Origin of the sequence: Bradyrhizobium sp. SYSU BS000235, from assembly GCF_049747295.1 — a bacterium.
Taxonomy (GTDB): Bacteria; Pseudomonadota; Alphaproteobacteria; order Rhizobiales; family Xanthobacteraceae; genus Afipia.
In genome coordinates this window covers 1522501-1539029 of sequence record NZ_JBMHJM010000001.1, presented here as the reverse complement: position 1 = coordinate 1539029, position 16529 = coordinate 1522501, and the positions used below count along the sequence as shown (strand labels likewise).

Sequence of the window (16529 nt, the reverse complement as noted above, 5' to 3'; positions counted from 1 at the left end):
CGGCGGTACGAGTGTCCCGGTTCTGACATTCGTATTTGTCTGCGGTTAGCTCGTTTACGAATGTCAGAACCAAAGGGACACTAGCAAAAACATAAACCTAGTGCGGTTTTGGATCTGACGTTCGTATGACGGACCAGCGGTCAATACCGATACGAACGTCAGATCCACCGCACTGGACTTCAAGACGATTTGAGTCCACATGGCACCTTTCAAATGCCCAATTCGGGTGCTCTGGGTTCTGACATGCAACCATCTCAACTCGCTCCGCGCCGTCGCCTTTGGCCCGTTTTCGTTGCGCCGGGACTGTTTTTCCTGATCGCGGCCGGATGGAGCGGATTCTGGTTCTATGCCGCGGCCCAGATCGATACGCAGTTTGAGGGCTGGCGGGCCCGTGAGGCCAAGGCCGGACGAATCTACGAGTGCGCCAAGCGCTCCGTGGGCGGATTTCCGTTCAGGATGGAGGTTCGCTGCGAAAATCCGGTTGTGACGCTGACGTCGCAGACGTCACAGCAGGTTGCGGACGCGCGGCTGACGGCACGTCTGAAAGAAATCCTGGTCGTGGCTCAGATCTATGATCCAACCAAGATCATTGCGGAGTTCACGGGTCCAACGATGGTCGCCGCCGGCGGCACAGAGCCGCAATTCAGCGCGAACTGGACCCTCGGGCAGGCAAGCGTTGCAGGCTTGCCGATCGCGCCGCAACGCATCTCGATAGCGTTCGATAATCCGACGCTCGATCGTTTGAATGGGGCTGTGCCAGCGCCGTTGCTCCGCGCCAGCCATCTCGAGCTGCACACGCGTCTGCTGGAAGGCTCGCTCAGCGACAATCCGGTGGTGGAAACCGCATTTCAGCTCACTGCGGCCAGCCTGCAGGGATTGCATCCGATTCTGGCGGAGCCGTTCGATGCGGACATTCGTGCGCAACTACGCGGTCTGAAGGATTTCTCACCCAAGCCGTGGCCTCAGCGATTTCGCGAAATTCAGGCCGCCAACGGGCGCGTCGACTTCACACAGTCGCGGGTGCAGCAAGGAGATGTGATTGCGGTTGCGGCAGGCTCACTCGCCATCACACCCGATGGATATCTCGACGGTGAACTGACGATGACGGTCGCAGGCATGGAGAAGATCGTGCCGATGCTTGGCATCGACAAGGCGTTTGCCGATAACAGTGCTCAGCCAGGGAACGGTGGCGCTGGTGTCAACGTCCAAGGCGTCAATAAGCTGATCGGGGCACTCGATCGTTTCATTCCGGGCTTAGGCGACGCTGCACGCAAGAATGCCAATGCCGGGGTGATGGCTGGAATCAACATGCTTGGAAAGCCGTCGACGCTCGAGGGCCGCAGCGCGCTGGCGTTTCCGCTGCGGTTCGTCAACGGTGCGGTGTTGATCGGTCCGCTCCGGGTGGCGCAAACCCCGCCGCTGTTCTGATTATTTTTCCGGCGCCTTCTTGGGGAGGTCTGCGTGCGGCCGGCCGAAGTCGGCACTCGCGGTTTCCTGTCCGAGATTGACGATGCCGCGCCGGATCGCGCGCGTACGGGTGAAATGCTCGAACAGCGCCTCGCCGTCGCCGCGCCGGATCGCGCGGGTGAGCTTCGACAGATCTTCCTGAAATGCGCCGAGCATCTCCAGCACCGCATCCTTGTTGGCAAGGAACACGTCGCGCCACATGGTCGGATCGGAGGCGGCGATACGCGTGAAATCGCGGAAGCCGCCGGCAGAGAACTTGAGCACTTCCGAGCGCGTGACGTCTTCGAGTTCGTCGGCGGTGCCGACAATCGTGTAGGCGATCAAATGCGGAAGATGACTGGTGACCGCAAGCACAAGATCGTGGTGATCCGCGGCCATGGTCTCGACGTTGGCACCAAGCGCGCGCCAGAATTCCGCTAGCTTCTCCACGGCCGATGGATCGGCCCCAGGCGGCGGCGTCAGGATGCACCAGCGGTTGATGAACAGTTCGGCGAAGCCGGCATCCGGCCCTGAGTGTTCGGTACCAGCAACGGGATGCGCCGGGATGAACTGAACCGTCTTCGGCAGATGTGGCGCCATTTCGCGCAGGATCACACCTTTGACGGAACCGACGTCGGATACGATCGCACCGGCCTTGAGATGAGGACCAATGCTTGCGGCGACGTCACCGCACGCGCCGACAGGCACGCAGACGATCACCAGATCGGCATCCTTTACGGCTTCCGCGTTGGTGGCCGCGATCCGATCTGCGAGACCAAGCTCTACAGCCCTGCTTCGAACCTCGGGTGATGCGTCGGTCGCGACCGACTCACCCGCGAGGCCAAGCTGCTTGACGGCGCGGACAATCGACGAGCCAATCAGGCCGAGCCCGATGACTGTGACCCGTGCGAATTGCGGCGCGCTGTTCACGTTATTTCTGCCCCATGAATTCGGCGAGCGCTTCGACCACGAGGCGATTGGCTTCCTCGGTGCCGACAGTCATGCGCAGCGCATGCGGGAGCTTGTAGTTCTTCAACGCCCGCAGGATCAGCCCGCGCTTGGTGAGGAATGCATCCGCATCTTCTGCCGTTTTGCCTGCTTCCTGCGGGAAGTGGATCAGGATGAAGTTCGCGGCGCTCGGCGTCACGGTGAGCCCGAGCTTGCTGACTTCGTCCGTCAACCACGCACGCCATTTGTCGGTGTGAACGCGGGAGTGTTCCTGATGGACGGTATCCTCCAGCGAGGCGACAGCGGCCAGCATGGCCGGCGTGCTCACGTTGAAGGGACCGCGAATGCGGCTGACGGCGTCGACGATGTTCGCCGGGCCGTACATCCAGCCCACGCGCAATGCCGCAAGGCCGTGAATCTTGGAGAACGTGCGCGTCATCACCGTATTGTCGGTGGTTGAGACCATCTCGATGCCCGCTTCGTAGTCGTTGCGCACGACGTATTCGGAATACGCGGCGTCGATCACCAGCAGCACATGCGACGGCAACTCCGCACGGAGACGCTTCACTTCATCAAACGGCACGTAGGTGCCGGTTGGATTGTTCGGGTTGGCCAACCACACCATCTTGGTGCGCGGCGTCACAGCCTTCAGAATGGCATCGACGTCCGCCGTGAAATTCTTTTCCGGCACGATGACATTGATGGCGCCGTTCGCCATGGTTGCGATCGGATACACCAGAAAGCCGTGCGTGGTGTGGATCGCCTCGTCGCCCGGGCCGAGATAGGTATGCGCAAGCAGATTCAGGATTTCATCCGAACCTGCGCCGCAGATGATGTGGTCGGGATCGAGTCCGTAGGTGCGGCCGATCGCTTCGCGGAGGATGCGAGACGAGCCTTCCGGATAGTCCTCAAGGTGATCGGCGGCGGACTTGAAGGCCTCGATCGCCTTGGGAGAAGGGCCCAGCGGCGTTTCGTTCGCGGACAGCTTGAACACGCGCCCGGTCAACCCCGCCCCGCTTTTGCCGGGCGTGTAGGGTGCGATATCGAGAATACCGGCGTTCGGCACGGGACGTGACATCAACTCAAACTCCGAAAAAGAAAGATCTTACGGCTTGGAAGCGCCGTTTGACGGCACCGTATAGCGTGTTGCATGGCCCCCGACGAGGGCGGAAGAGCGCACGGATGCCCCGGCTGCGATCAGCGCAGAGGTGATCTTGTCCAACCCTCCCGGCCCCGGCACCGACACCAGAAGCGCTGCGCCATCGGAGGCGGTGTCGGGAACAGCGATAATTTCAGAGAACGGCGACAGCGCACGGGCGACGTCGGCGCTCCAGCCGGAAACGCGGACGCTCCACATTTCGATCTCGGTGACCATCGCGTCGGCAGCGACACGCGAGACAACGAACACCGGCAGCGCTGCGGGGTGATCGGCTCGTTCGATGAACGGCAGGCGCGCGATGATCCTCGGCGCGCTCTCCGGCTCGAGCGTCAGCCACCATGGCTCACGGCTGCTGGTGGCCGAAACCAGCGCGAGGTCGCCCTTCGATTTTGCGACGGCGTCCACTGCGGCGGCCGCGCTGAAATGCGCGACGAACGGCACTGTGAAGCCAAAATGGAATCGTGCGGAATCCCGCATGGCAGATTCGCCGCCGGACAGATCGGCATGCAGCGCGAACGGGGCCTGCACGTAGGTGAACGTCGAGATGATGACGCGCCAGATACTCTCCACCGTGTCGAGCGGCAGGATGCCACGATGCCGCTGTGCCAGCCGGCGCATCATGTCGGCCTCGCGCGCCGGACGAAACGCCGAGCCGACCTCCTGCGTCTTCTTCACCGAAATGAGGCGATCGATGATGTCGCCACGCTGCAACAGCAGGCTGTGCACCTGCTCGTCGATGTGATCGATTTCGCGGCGGAGGTCTTGCAGCGAAATGGGGGGCGTGGGCTCTTTGGACATGGGATCAAAATTTCGGTTTGCAGCCCGAAAGCCGCGGTGGAAGTCAGTCCTGCAAGGAGCTTGATAGGAGCCGCGACCCGCGAAAGCAAAGAAAACATTGCCCCTTCGGCCAGGCCGTTCCGGTGCTTACCTTGACGGGGAGCCTGTTGAGCACTACCTTCAAGGCAATCCCGTGGTCATTTGAGCCGGCCGGCTTGCAGCCACGTTAAACAACTCGCTAAACAGGCCGGGGATGAAAAGGATCCCGGCCGAGCGTGAGTTCAGGCCGGTTTTTTGTGGCCTGTGTTCGGTGTCGTATCGCGACTTCCTGAGAGGCCAGTGTTGATATGGTAAATATTCAGCCGCTCAAGCCCCCGACGGCGCAGTCCGGCGAACGCGCGCACGAGGCGGATCATCCGTCCTCTCTGGTGGCGCAGTTCGGCGTGGACAAGCCGCTGCGGCTGGATAGCGGCGTCGATCTCGCACCGTTCCAAATCGCTTATCAGGCCTATGGCGAGCTCAATGCTGATCGCTCCAATGCGATCTTGATTTGCCATGCGCTGACGGGCGATCAGCACGTCGGAAATGTCCACCCGCTCACCGGTAAGCCCGGTTGGTGGCAGACGCTTGTTGGCCCCGGAAAGCCCATCGACACCAACCGTTATTTCATCATCTGCTCAAACGTCGTCGGCGGCTGCATGGGCAGCACCGGCCCCTCGTCGACCAATCCCGCGACCGGCAAGCTGTGGGGACTGGATTTCCCGGTGATTACAATTCCGGACATGGTCCGCGCGCAGGCGATGCTGATCGACTATCTCGGCATCGACAAACTGTTCGCTGTTGTCGGCGGATCGATGGGCGGCATGCAGACGCTGCAATGGACCACGGCTTATCCGGAGCGCGTGTTCTCCGCGCTGGCGGTGGCCTGCAGCACGCGGCACTCAGCGCAGAACATCGCGTTTCATGAGCTGGGCCGTCAGGCTGTGATGGCTGATCCGGATTGGCGCAATGGCCGCTATTTCGAGACGGTCACCCATCCGCGCCGTGGCCTCGGTGTTGCACGCATGGCCGCACACATCACTTATCTTTCGGACGCTGCCTTGCACCGCAAGTTTGGCCGGCGGCTGCAGGACCGCGAAGTGCCGACGTTTTCCTTCGATGCCGATTTCGAGGTGGAGAGCTATCTGCGCCATCAGGGTTCGTCGTTCGTCGAACGCTTCGATGCCAACAGCTATCTCTATCTCACCCGTGCGATGGATTACTTCGACATTGCTGCGGATCATCAAGGCGTTCTGGCGGAAGCCTGGCGCAGCACGCGCACGCGTTTTTGCGTGGTGTCATTCACCAGCGACTGGCTGTTCCCGACATCGGAGTCGCGCGCGATCGTCCATGCGCTCAATGCCAGCAATGCACGGGTGTCGTTTGCCGAGATCGAGACTGATCGCGGTCACGATGCATTCCTGCTCGATGTGCCTGAATTTATCGATATTTCGCGTGCGTTCCTGGAATCGGCCGCGTCCGCGCACGGCCTGACATCGGCGAGCCGCTAACATGGCATTGCAGGATCAGGCATTTCGTTTAACGGCGCGGCTTCCCGTCAACGATGACGGCTATCGCAGCGATCATCAGTTGGTGGCGCAGATGGTGGAGCCTGGTGCCAAGGTGCTCGACGTGGGTTGCGGCGAAGGCGACCTGCTGCGTTTGCTCGAGACGCGTGGCGTTGATGGTCGCGGTATTGAGTTGTCGCGCGAAGGCGTCAATCGCTGTGTCGCCAAGGGACTTGCGGTGGTACAGGGCGATGCGGACACCGACCTCGTCAACTATCCTGACGACTCGTTTGACTACGTGATCCTGTCGCAAACCTTGCAGGCGACCCGCCAGCCGCGTGTAGTGCTGGAAAATCTTTTGCGGATCGGACAACGCGCAATCGTCTCGTTTCCGAATTTCGGTCACTGGAAAATGCGCTTGCAGCTCCTGGTCAAGGGGCAGATGCCGCGCACCGAAAATCTTCCCGCGACCTGGTACGACACGCCGAACATTCATTTCTGTACGATCAAGGATTTCGTGCAGCTCTGCGATGAAATCCACGTCAAAATGGAGCGTGCTGTCGCGCTCGATCTCTACGGCCAACCGCTGCGTCTCAATGCGCCGTGGTGGTTTTGGAACATGTTCGGCGAGCAGGGCGTGTTTCTTTTAAGCCGCGGCGATTAACGTAAACGGCCAGAACGGGGCGGAATTCGTTAACGGCACCCGCTAAGTTATCATTTGATAAGTGTTTAGCGCATGGCTGTCTTGTTCACAGCCATTGTGACAGTGATCGTCTTTTTTCTGCCATACCGGGCCCGTTTCACGCCCACTCTCGCATGTCGCTCTGAGGTTTTGGAGCGGCAGAAATTGGGGGTGTAACGAGGACTCATGGAATGAATGTAAGTAATGCGTTTCGCCGGCCAGGCGCGCTCACTGCTGTTGCATTGTGCTCACTGGCAATCGTCGCTGTTGCGACACCGGCCTCGGCGAGGCCACACCACGGTGCAAGTCGGCATTTTCACTCTCACCACGTCAAGCATCACATCAGCAAACACCATCGCTATCGTCACGTCCGGCACGGTCGTGGGCGACATGCTGCGCTGAATGAAGAACAGGCGCCTGCGAATACGGGCGGCTTTGGCGTTGTATCTGACGTTGTCGCGGAAGCTCGCCGTTATATCGGCGGCAATCCGACGGGCCGCAGCCGGCTGTGGTGCGCACGTTTCATGAATTTCGTGTTGCAGCGCTCGGGGCACACCGGCACGGGGTCCGACATGGCGCGTTCCTTCGCCAGCTATGGGCACCGGGTGTCTGGCCCGCAGGTTGGTGCGATTGCAGTGATGAGCCGCCGCGGCGGCGGCCACGTCGGTGTCGTGAGCGGCGTCGATGCGAAGGGCAATCCGATCATCATCTCCGGCAATCACGGCCACCGTGTCGCTGAAGCGACCTACTCGCGTGGGCGCGTCTACGCCTACGTCATGCCGTCGAGCTGACGGGATGGTCTCGCCGGCGGGCAACCTCCGCCGCCGGCGACGCCGCCCGGGATTGAAGGCTGACCTCGTCGATTTCTGCGCTGATTTCTCCAAGTTCCCGCTCCGGCGCGCGTTTTCCGATGAATTTTTGGTCCTGCCTCTTTCCCGGGCGGTTCTGGGTTCCCACATCTGGGTCAAGCCGGCCGAGGCGCCGGTCCCCCGCTTCGGGTTGACGAATATCAGCGCCGGACGGGAAACCCATTGAAGATGCCGATCTTGTGCTTTCGGGGCAGGACGGCAGGCTGAGGGACACAGAATGAACGTCGAAAAATACACCGACCGTGTGAAGGGATTCATCCAGTCGGCACAATCACTGGCCGTGCGTGAGGGCCATCAACAGTTCACGCCTCTCCATATCCTCAAGGTCCTGCTGGATGACAGCGAAGGTCTCGCCGGCGGTCTGATTGACCGGTCCGGCGGAAATTCCCGCGCGATCCTTAAGGCCACCGAGGACGCTCTCAACAAGCTCCCAAAAGTTTCCGGCTCCGGAGCGGGGCAGGTCTATCTGGCACCTGCGACCGCGCGGGCTCTCGATGCGGCTGAACAGGCCGCTGATAAAGCCGGCGACAGCTTCGTCACCGTCGAGCGGTTGCTGCTCGCGTTGGCCCTCGACAAGGACAGCGAGGCCGGCAGCCTGCTCGCCAAGGGCGGGGTCACCCCGCAAAATCTCAATGCCGCGATCAATGCGTTGCGCAAGGGACGCACGGCGGACAGCGCAACGGCGGAGAACGCTTACGATGCGTTGAAAAAATATGCGCGCGACCTGACGCAGGCGGCGCGCGACGGCAAACTCGATCCGGTGATCGGTCGCGACGAGGAAATCCGCCGGACGATCCAGGTGCTGTCGCGGCGCACCAAGAACAACCCTGTGCTGATCGGCGAACCAGGCGTCGGCAAGACCGCGATCGTGGAAGGTCTTGCGTTGCGCATCGTCAACGGTGACGTGCCGGAGAGCCTGCAAGACAAGAAGCTCCTGTCCCTCGATCTCGGCGCGCTGATCGCAGGCGCCAAGTATCGCGGCGAGTTCGAGGAGCGCCTGAAGGCCGTTCTGACTGAAGTGACCGGTTCGGACGGGCAGATCATCCTCTTCATCGACGAGATGCACACGCTCGTTGGGGCCGGCAAGGCGGACGGCGCGATGGATGCGTCCAATCTGCTGAAGCCTGCACTGGCGCGCGGTGAATTGCACTGCATCGGCGCGACCACGCTCGATGAGTATCGCAAGCACGTCGAGAAGGATGCCGCGCTCGCTCGCCGCTTCCAGCCGGTGTTCGTCAGTGAGCCGACCGTTGAAGACGCGGTCTCGATCCTGCGCGGGTTGAAGGAAAAGTATGAACTGCATCACGGTGTCCGCATCACGGACTCCGCAATTGTCTCTGCCGCGATGCTTTCTAACCGCTACATCACGGACCGCTTCCTGCCGGACAAGGCGATCGATCTGATCGACGAAGCTGCCGCGCGGCTCAAGATGCAGATCGATTCCAAGCCGGAGGAGCTCGACAACATCGATCGCGAGATCGTGCGGCTGAAGATCGAGCAGGAGGCTCTGAAGAAGGAGACCGATTCCGCTTCGAAGGACCGTCTCCAGCGCCTGGAAAAGGAACTCGCCGATCTCGAAGAGAAAGCCGATGCGCTCACCACCAAATGGCAGGCGGAGCGCAGCAAGCTGTCGAACGCGCAGAAGGTCAAAAGTGAACTCGAGCAAGCGCGCCAGGAATTGGCCGATGCGCAGCGGCGTGGCGAGTATCAGAAAGCCGGAGAGTTGGCCTATGGGCGCATTCCGGCGCTGGAAAAGCGTTTGCAGGACCTTGAGGACAGCGAGCGGGGCGGCGGTGCCGTGCTTGAGGAAGCTGTCACTGCGAACCACGTCGCGCAGGTCGTCTCGCGCTGGACCGGAATTCCGGTCGACAAGATGCTCGAAGGCGAACGTGAGAAGCTGCTCAAAATGGAGCTGCAGCTTGCCAAGCGCGTCATCGGCCAGGCCGAGGCCGTCACGGCTGTTTCCACCGCTGTGCGCCGCTCACGCGCGGGCTTGCAGGATCCGAACCGGCCGATCGGCTCGTTCATGTTCTTGGGTCCAACCGGTGTCGGCAAAACCGAGCTGACTAAAGCGCTCGCAGAATACCTGTTCGACGATGAGACCGCGCTCGTCCGCATGGACATGTCCGAGTACATGGAAAAGCATTCGGTCGCGCGACTGATCGGTGCGCCGCCGGGCTATGTCGGTTACGACGAGGGCGGCGCATTGACCGAAGCGGTGCGGCGCAGACCGTATCAGGTGGTGCTGTTCGACGAGATCGAGAAGGCGCATCCCGATGTGTTCAACGTGCTGCTGCAGGTACTCGACGATGGCCGCCTGACCGATGGTCAGGGCCGCACCGTCGATTTCCGCAACACGCTGATCATCATGACGTCGAATCTCGGCTCCGAATATCTGGTCGGGCAGGCGGAAGGTGAAGACACCAGCGCCGTGCGCGATCAGGTCATGGCCATTGTCCGTTCGAGCTTCCGGCCTGAGTTTCTCAACCGCGTCGATGAGATCATCCTGTTCCATCGGCTGCAGCGGAGCGAGATGGGGCGCATTGTCGATATCCAGATGCAGCGGCTGTCGCGGCTGTTGGAAGATCGCAAGATCACGCTCTCGCTGGATGAGAAGGCGCGTGACTGGCTCGCGGCGAAGGGATGGGATCCGGCGTACGGGGCTCGCCCCCTCAAGCGCACCATCCAGCGCGCCGTTCAGGATCCGCTCGCCGAGATGATTCTCGCGGGCCAGGTCCACGACGGTGAGGCGGTCGCGATCTCGGCGAATGACAGCGGTCTGACCTTCAACGGCCAGTCCGTGAGCGCAGAAGCGGCGGCGTCCGTACCAAAGGGCCGACTGCATTAAGCGGGCAGCTTCAATACGGCTGGAGAGATCCAGCCGTATTGCTTCTCGAACCAGTTCAAACCAATTTGAAAATCAGCGATTGCCGGCGAGGGCGGTCTTCTGTCCCTTGGCGGCCTGCGGAGCCGGGCGGCCGCCGGGGCGATTCGCCATCATGCCTTCGATTCGGTCGCGCTCGGCCTCGAAATTGGCCAGCAACGGGCCGTCGAGCGATCGGCCGCGCGGAAGCTTGACGCGCATCGGGTCGACAAAGCGGCCGTTGACCAGGATTTCGTAGTGAACGTGGGCGCCGGTCGACAGGCCGGTAGAACCGACGAATCCGATGACCTGTCCCTGATTGACGCGCTTGCCGGGCTCCATGCCCTTGGCGAAGGCCGTCATGTGGCCGTAGGCGGTTTCATACCCGTTCGGATGTTTGATCTTGATGTACTTGCCGTAGCCGCCTTCCCACTGCGCCTTCTCGATAACGCCGTTACCGGACGCAAAAATCGGAGTGCCGTAGGGGGCTGCCCAGTCCACGCCAGTGTGCATCTTGGTGTAGCCGAGAATCGGGTGGCGGCGGCCGCCGAAGCCCGAGCGCATGATGGCGTTGTTGACCGGTTTGCGCACCAGGAACTTCTTCGCGCTCTTGCCGGTCTCGTCATAGTAGTCGACGACGGAATCGTCAGGCGTCTGGAAACGATAGTATTTCTTGGTTTCGCCGCCGACGGTGAGGGCCGCATAGAGCACCTCGTTCTTTTCGTTGCTGACCGCCGGGGTCTCGTCTTCGCCGGCGAAGAACACCTCGAACGAATCGCCGGCCTGAACTCTGCGCTGGAAGTCCACGTCGTAGGAATAGATGCGAATCATATCCTCGATGACGCTGGTCGGAACCTTGTTGCGAAGTGCGGTCTCGTAAATGCTCTGGTAGAGCCGCACGCCGGTGCCGTCATCATCGTCGTCGTCATCGTCGTCGCTCTTGCCGGCGGTCTCGGTGACGCTGTTGAAGCTTTGCACGTCGACGGCCACGTATTTACCGAGATCCGACAGCGCCGCGACGGCCTCGATCGTCGTGTCGTTGGCGACGATCACGCGGACCGGTTGCTGCCGCTGTTGCCCCGGACCGGCCGGAGCCATCAGGATGCGCAGCTTCTGGCCTTCCTTGAGGCCGCCATCGCGACCACGGGCGCCGAGATTGTTGGCGATCGCCTGCGCTTCGCCGGGCGTAGCCCCCATGTCGCGCAGAATACTCTGGACCGTGTCGCCCTTCTTGACGATGTGGATGCGTTCGCCGGTGGGATTGCCGCCGGTGATCTGATCCTTGGTCTTGGGCAGCAGCGTCACGTTTTCAGGTACGACGCGGGTTTCGAAACCGGCATAAGGATCTGGCGTGCCTTCCGCGGCGTAGGCCATCTTCATGTCGGTCGGCATGGTGGATGCGTAACGGACCGCGCTGTTGCCGCGCCAGGTCGAGGCGTCCCGCACCCGCATCAGAACTTCGTCGATGGCGACATTGGCCGCGATCTTGGCGCGCGGAAGCACCGTCGTGAGATCGCGGGTCACGAACGAAACTTCGGCATCCGGTTCGGCGGCGCTGGAACTTTGTTGGTCGTCGCTGCCCGCAGGAGCGGCCGAGCCGACATCGGTCAGAAGACGCTGGGCGTTGAAGGGCGGAATTTTTGCGGAGAGGTCGCTGGTCGCAAGCGACAAATTGCCGGCGATTCGCACAAAGGGGCGTACGCGCATCACCTCGCGGTTGCCGGCGCGGGTCGCTGTCGAGACCCGAATCACCTGACGCGCGGCGGCCGAATCACTTGGCGGGGGCAGCCTGTCGCTCTTGCGGGCAACGCTGGCCTTGTCGCTGGCACCGAACGCGCCGCGCAGCGCGCCTTCGACATGTTCGGGAAGCTTCGCAAACGTCATCTCGCCATCGAGTGACGCAAAAACGGCGCCGCCGATCAGAGCTGCGCCGCACAGACCCGTGAGAATCGTGCCGCTAAACCACTGCACGGAAACGCGGCGGCGATCGATAACGGCGGCTTCCGAGCCATCAACGGAAAGCGGGGGCTCATGTCCGAGATCAATGATCCCGGCACGGCCGTAATGTCCCCCGCGTGACGTCCCGTGGCTCAAACCCGCTTCCCCCCAAGTCTCTCATTGGTCAACGAGTGATGCATTCCGAATACGGCTCTTCTAGGAGCCTCAAATGCCTCGTCGTCTTCATCGAAGTGACCCGCCGTACGCCAAAGTGCTGGTCAGACGGGTCTACGTCAATGCCGTTTGCCTCGTTGATGCCTCTCGCCCGGGACCATCCAGATGCTTCCCATGCACCCGACGATCTTTTTTCGAGCTCGGCCGAACAAGCTTCTCCAGAAAAGATTTGCTCGGCGAGGGCATCACCGGGGAGCAGAACGTCGCAGGAATGTGGCTCAAGTACGGCTGAGCCCCTGATAAATCAGCACTTCTTGCGTGATTCGAATTTGTTCGGGGCGATGCGACGATTTGTTGACAGAGGCGTTGACAAGCGCGGAAGGGCTGGCCTATAAACCGGCCACTGAGCGTGGCGGCGCCGGGGCGGTTTGCCCGGGTGGTTCCATGCCTGATAAGCTCCTACCTCAGATGAGTGAAACAACAGCCGATAGTTGTCGGTTGTTATTCGGCGTCGGATGAGGTTGGTGAGATCCTTTATAAACAAGGATCATTGAGATTTGATGACTGTCCAGCCATGGATGGTCTGTGGATCCTTCGGGTTCCGGGCTGTTTGACAAGTAAAGATGAAGAAAGAGAAACGTGGACGGCGGAGTCCTTGCGGGTCTTGGTTTTTGAAAGCTTCGGCTTTTGGGGATTGAGGCCGGACGAAAGACTTCGGCGGTACACGTTTTAAAGGTTACACCATCGCTGCCAACGATGTGAATCGTGGGCGGCTGTCGGCTTCGGCCGACAAGAATGGTGGGACCTCGTCAAACGTTGTGATCAGCCGGTTCAAAGTTCAAGTCCAACTTGAGAGTTTGATCCTGGCTCAGAGCGAACGCTGGCGGCAGGCTTAACACATGCAAGTCGAGCGGGCGTAGCAATACGTCAGCGGCAGACGGGTGAGTAACGCGTGGGAACGTACCTTTTGGTTCGGAACAACACAGGGAAACTTGTGCTAATACCGGATAAGCCCTTACGGGGAAAGATTTATCGCCGAAAGATCGGCCCGCGTCTGATTAGCTAGTTGGTGAGGTAACGGCTCACCAAGGCGACGATCAGTAGCTGGTCTGAGAGGATGATCAGCCACATTGGGACTGAGACACGGCCCAAACTCCTACGGGAGGCAGCAGTGGGGAATATTGGACAATGGGCGCAAGCCTGATCCAGCCATGCCGCGTGAGTGATGAAGGCCCTAGGGTTGTAAAGCTCTTTTGTGCGGGAAGATAATGACGGTACCGCAAGAATAAGCCCCGGCTAACTTCGTGCCAGCAGCCGCGGTAATACGAAGGGGGCTAGCGTTGCTCGGAATCACTGGGCGTAAAGGGTGCGTAGGCGGGTCTTTAAGTCAGGGGTGAAATCCTGGAGCTCAACTCCAGAACTGCCTTTGATACTGAAGATCTTGAGTTCGGGAGAGGTGAGTGGAACTGCGAGTGTAGAGGTGAAATTCGTAGATATTCGCAAGAACACCAGTGGCGAAGGCGGCTCACTGGCCCGATACTGACGCTGAGGCACGAAAGCGTGGGGAGCAAACAGGATTAGATACCCTGGTAGTCCACGCCGTAAACGATGAATGCCAGCCGTTGGGAAGTTTACTTTTCAGTGGCGCAGTTAACGCTTTAAGCATTCCGCCTGGGGAGTACGGTCGCAAGATTAAAACTCAAAGGAATTGACGGGGGCCCGCACAAGCGGTGGAGCATGTGGTTTAATTCGACGCAACGCGCAGAACCTTACCAGCCCTTGACATCCCGGTCGCGGTTTCCAGAGATGGATTCCTTCAGTTCGGCTGGACCGGTGACAGGTGCTGCATGGCTGTCGTCAGCTCGTGTCGTGAGATGTTGGGTTAAGTCCCGCAACGAGCGCAACCCCCGTCCTTAGTTGCTACCATTTAGTTGAGCACTCTAAGGAGACTGCCGGTGATAAGCCGCGAGGAAGGTGGGGATGACGTCAAGTCCTCATGGCCCTTACGGGCTGGGCTACACACGTGCTACAATGGCGGTGACAATGGGATGCAAAGGCGCAAGCCCTAGCAAATCTCAAAAAGCCGTCTCAGTTCGGATTGGGCTCTGCAACTCGAGCCCATGAAGTTGGAATCGCTAGTAATCGTGGATCAGCATGCCACGGTGAATACGTTCCCGGGCCTTGTACACACCGCCCGTCACACCATGGGAGTTGGTTTTACCTGAAGACGGTGCGCTAACCGAAAGGGGGCAGCCGGCCACGGTAGGGTCAGCGACTGGGGTGAAGTCGTAACAAGGTAGCCGTAGGGGAACCTGCGGCTGGATCACCTCCTTTCTAAGGATGATCCTTCAGATGCTTCGGTATCTATCGGATCGTTTTAGAAACATTCAGGGGCCAACAGATCGCCAGATCGTTGAGCTCCATTGGCGGGACACCGCCGTCTTCGTTTCTCTTTCTTCGCGGACGAACACGCGCCAGGGGCGGCGCTGAGTGATCGATGTTGCATGCAATGTTGATCCGGCAAGCTCCTCGTCGTTAGGGCTTGTAGCTCAGTTGGTTAGAGCGCGCGCTTGATAAGCGTGAGGTCGGAAGTTCAAGTCTTCCCAGGCCCACCATCTTTGCGCGCTTCTTGATTGAAGCTGCTGCTCACGTCACGACATCGTATTTGCAAAAATGCTGATCTTAAGCGTCGAGCATTCGTCTTCTGGAACGGGGGCATAGCTCAGCTGGGAGAGCGCGTGCTTTGCAAGCATGAGGTCGTCGGTTCGATCCCGTCTGCCTCCACCAGAAGTTTGGTTGGGGTGACGAGTTGATCAACGAGATTGGTTGTTGTGTTCACAGCGCGCTTCATTCGGAAGCTGCCTGTTTTTAGTCCGCGAACATCGTTTCGCATTCAGTGTTTTCACCAAAAACGCTGACTTGCGTGATTTCTGACATCGTAAAGAGGAGATCGATCCGAGCTTGGATCGCAGGGTTTGCTGTAAGGCAAACATTGCGGGACTTGCATTATCTCCGGATCATTTTCGGCGCTCGGCCATCGCAAGATGATCGAGTTGTAAAATGATCCTTTTAGCGAAGCTTGACCGCCTCGCTATCGGTTCGATCTTACGAAGCAATCTGGTCTTTCTAATCAATATCCGTCTGCAGGCGTTCCGAAAGGAGCCTCATGCAGGCAACATTCTGCCGAGTGTGTGGATATTGATAATGAGAGCAATCAAGTGCCTTAAGGGTGTTCGGTGGATGCCTTGGCGCTGAGAGGCGATGAAGGACGTGCTACGCTGCGATAAGCTATGGGGAGCTGCGAAGGAGCTTTGATCCATAGATTTCCGAATGGGGAAACCCACCTTCGATAGCCGAAACTCCAAGGCCTTGTGCCTTGGTGCAAACCAAGCCGTGAGGTTTTGGATTTTCGGTTATCAAGTGAAGGTATGAAATCTCTGAATACATAGGAGGTTTTAAGCGAACCCAGGGAACTGAAACATCTAAGTACCTGGAGGAAAGGACATCAACCGAGACTCCGCTAGTAGTGGCGAGCGAACGCGGACCAGGCCAGTCATAAATGTGAGACAACCAGAACCTGTCAGGAAAGCAGGGCCTCAGAGGGTGATAGCCCCGTATGGGTAATGCAAACATTTATGCTCGAGTAAGGCGGGACACGTGAAATCCTGTCTGAACATGGGGGGACCACCCTCCAAGCCTAAGTACTCCTCAGCGACCGATAGTGAACCAGTACCGTGAGGGAAAGGTGAAAAGCACCCCGACGAGGGGAGTGAAATAGACCTGAAACCGGACACCTACAAACAGATGGAGCCCAAGATACGTTCTGGGTGACATCGTACCTTTTGTATTATGGGCCAGCGACTTAATTTAACGAGCAAGCTTAAACCGATAGGTGTAGGCGTAGCGAAAGCGAGTCTTAATAGGGCGCCAAGTTCGTTGTATTAGACCCGAAACCTAGTGATCTAGCCATGAGCAGGTTGAAGGTGAGGTAACACTCACTGGAGGACCGAACGGGTGTCTGTTGAAAAAGACTCCGATGACTTGTGGTTAGGGGTGAAAGGCCAATCAAACTGGGAAATAGCTGGTTCTCCGCGAAAGATATTTAGGTATCGCCTCGGATGAATGC

The 16529-nt window shown here is 59.5% G+C and carries 10 protein-coding genes, 2 tRNA genes, 2 rRNA genes and 1 riboswitch (1 of these 15 running past the window's edge); of the genes, 10 read left to right on the top strand and 4 right to left on the bottom strand.

The window, feature by feature from the left end:
* The first annotated feature begins 243 nt into the window (after nucleotides 1-243).
* Nucleotides 244-1428 (top strand): DUF2125 domain-containing protein, encoded by a 1185-nt coding sequence (locus tag ACP0KA_RS07095; RefSeq protein WP_424628125.1) that lies wholly within the window; start codon nucleotides 244-246, stop codon nucleotides 1426-1428.
* Here ACP0KA_RS07095 and ACP0KA_RS07090 read toward each other — a convergent pair whose 3' ends face one another.
* Genes ACP0KA_RS07090 through ACP0KA_RS07080 form a run of 3 tightly spaced genes read right to left on the bottom strand, consistent with a single transcriptional unit; the run spans nucleotide 1429 to nucleotide 4351 of the window.
* On the bottom strand, nucleotides 1429-2376 hold the full coding sequence (locus ACP0KA_RS07090; RefSeq protein ID WP_424628124.1) for a prephenate/arogenate dehydrogenase family protein: 948 nt from the start codon (nucleotides 2374-2376) through the stop codon (nucleotides 1429-1431).
* A 1-nt stretch (nucleotide 2377) separates the two neighbouring features.
* On the bottom strand, nucleotides 2378-3472 hold the full coding sequence (hisC, locus tag ACP0KA_RS07085) for a histidinol-phosphate transaminase (protein ID WP_424628123.1): 1095 nt from the start codon (nucleotides 3470-3472) through the stop codon (nucleotides 2378-2380).
* 27 nt (nucleotides 3473-3499) lie between these two features.
* The gene (locus ACP0KA_RS07080) at nucleotides 3500-4351 is read right to left on the bottom strand and encodes a chorismate mutase (RefSeq protein ID WP_424628122.1); all 852 of its coding nucleotides are present in this window, start codon (nucleotides 4349-4351) and stop codon (nucleotides 3500-3502) included.
* 162 nt (nucleotides 4352-4513) lie between these two features.
* Nucleotides 4514-4593: riboswitch (SAM riboswitch) on the top strand.
* An 84-nt stretch (nucleotides 4594-4677) separates the two neighbouring features.
* Here ACP0KA_RS07080 and metX point away from each other — a divergent pair.
* From metX to clpB, 5 genes are all read left to right on the top strand, one after another.
* Nucleotides 4678-5880 carry a homoserine O-acetyltransferase MetX gene (gene metX, locus ACP0KA_RS07075; RefSeq protein WP_424628121.1) on the top strand — a complete coding sequence of 401 codons (1203 nt, stop codon included), beginning with the start codon at nucleotides 4678-4680 and terminating at the stop codon, nucleotides 5878-5880.
* A 1-nt stretch (nucleotide 5881) separates the two neighbouring features.
* A complete protein-coding gene (metW, locus tag ACP0KA_RS07070) occupies nucleotides 5882-6541 on the top strand; it encodes a methionine biosynthesis protein MetW (protein WP_424628120.1) in 660 nt (219 codons plus the stop codon).
* 209 nt (nucleotides 6542-6750) lie between these two features.
* Complete coding sequence (locus ACP0KA_RS07065; protein WP_424628119.1) at nucleotides 6751-7350, top strand: TIGR02594 family protein; 600 nt, start codon at nucleotides 6751-6753, stop codon at nucleotides 7348-7350.
* A gap of 4 nt (nucleotides 7351-7354) precedes the next feature.
* A complete protein-coding gene (locus tag ACP0KA_RS07060; protein WP_424628118.1) occupies nucleotides 7355-7594 on the top strand; it encodes a hypothetical protein in 240 nt (79 codons plus the stop codon).
* A 51-nt stretch (nucleotides 7595-7645) separates the two neighbouring features.
* Entirely contained in the window at nucleotides 7646-10276 is a 2631-nt protein-coding gene (clpB, locus tag ACP0KA_RS07055; RefSeq protein WP_424628117.1) for an ATP-dependent chaperone ClpB, read from the top strand.
* A gap of 72 nt (nucleotides 10277-10348) precedes the next feature.
* Here the strand turns inward: clpB and ACP0KA_RS07050 are convergent, their stop codons facing one another.
* Entirely contained in the window at nucleotides 10349-12385 is a 2037-nt protein-coding gene (locus ACP0KA_RS07050) for a peptidoglycan DD-metalloendopeptidase family protein (RefSeq protein WP_424628116.1), read from the bottom strand.
* Between the two features lie 863 nt (nucleotides 12386-13248).
* Between ACP0KA_RS07050 and ACP0KA_RS07045 the strand changes: the two genes are divergently transcribed.
* The 4 genes from ACP0KA_RS07045 to ACP0KA_RS07030 form a co-directional block, all read left to right on the top strand.
* Nucleotides 13249-14737: ribosomal RNA gene (locus ACP0KA_RS07045) — 16S ribosomal RNA — on the top strand.
* Between the two features lie 204 nt (nucleotides 14738-14941).
* Nucleotides 14942-15018: transfer RNA gene (locus tag ACP0KA_RS07040), tRNA-Ile, on the top strand.
* 96 nt (nucleotides 15019-15114) lie between these two features.
* Nucleotides 15115-15190: transfer RNA gene (locus ACP0KA_RS07035), tRNA-Ala, on the top strand.
* A 425-nt stretch (nucleotides 15191-15615) separates the two neighbouring features.
* Nucleotides 15616-16529, top strand: a 23S ribosomal RNA gene (locus ACP0KA_RS07030) (it continues 1911 nt past the right edge of the window).
* Together the 16S and 23S rRNA genes with 2 tRNA genes alongside form the textbook arrangement of a ribosomal RNA operon.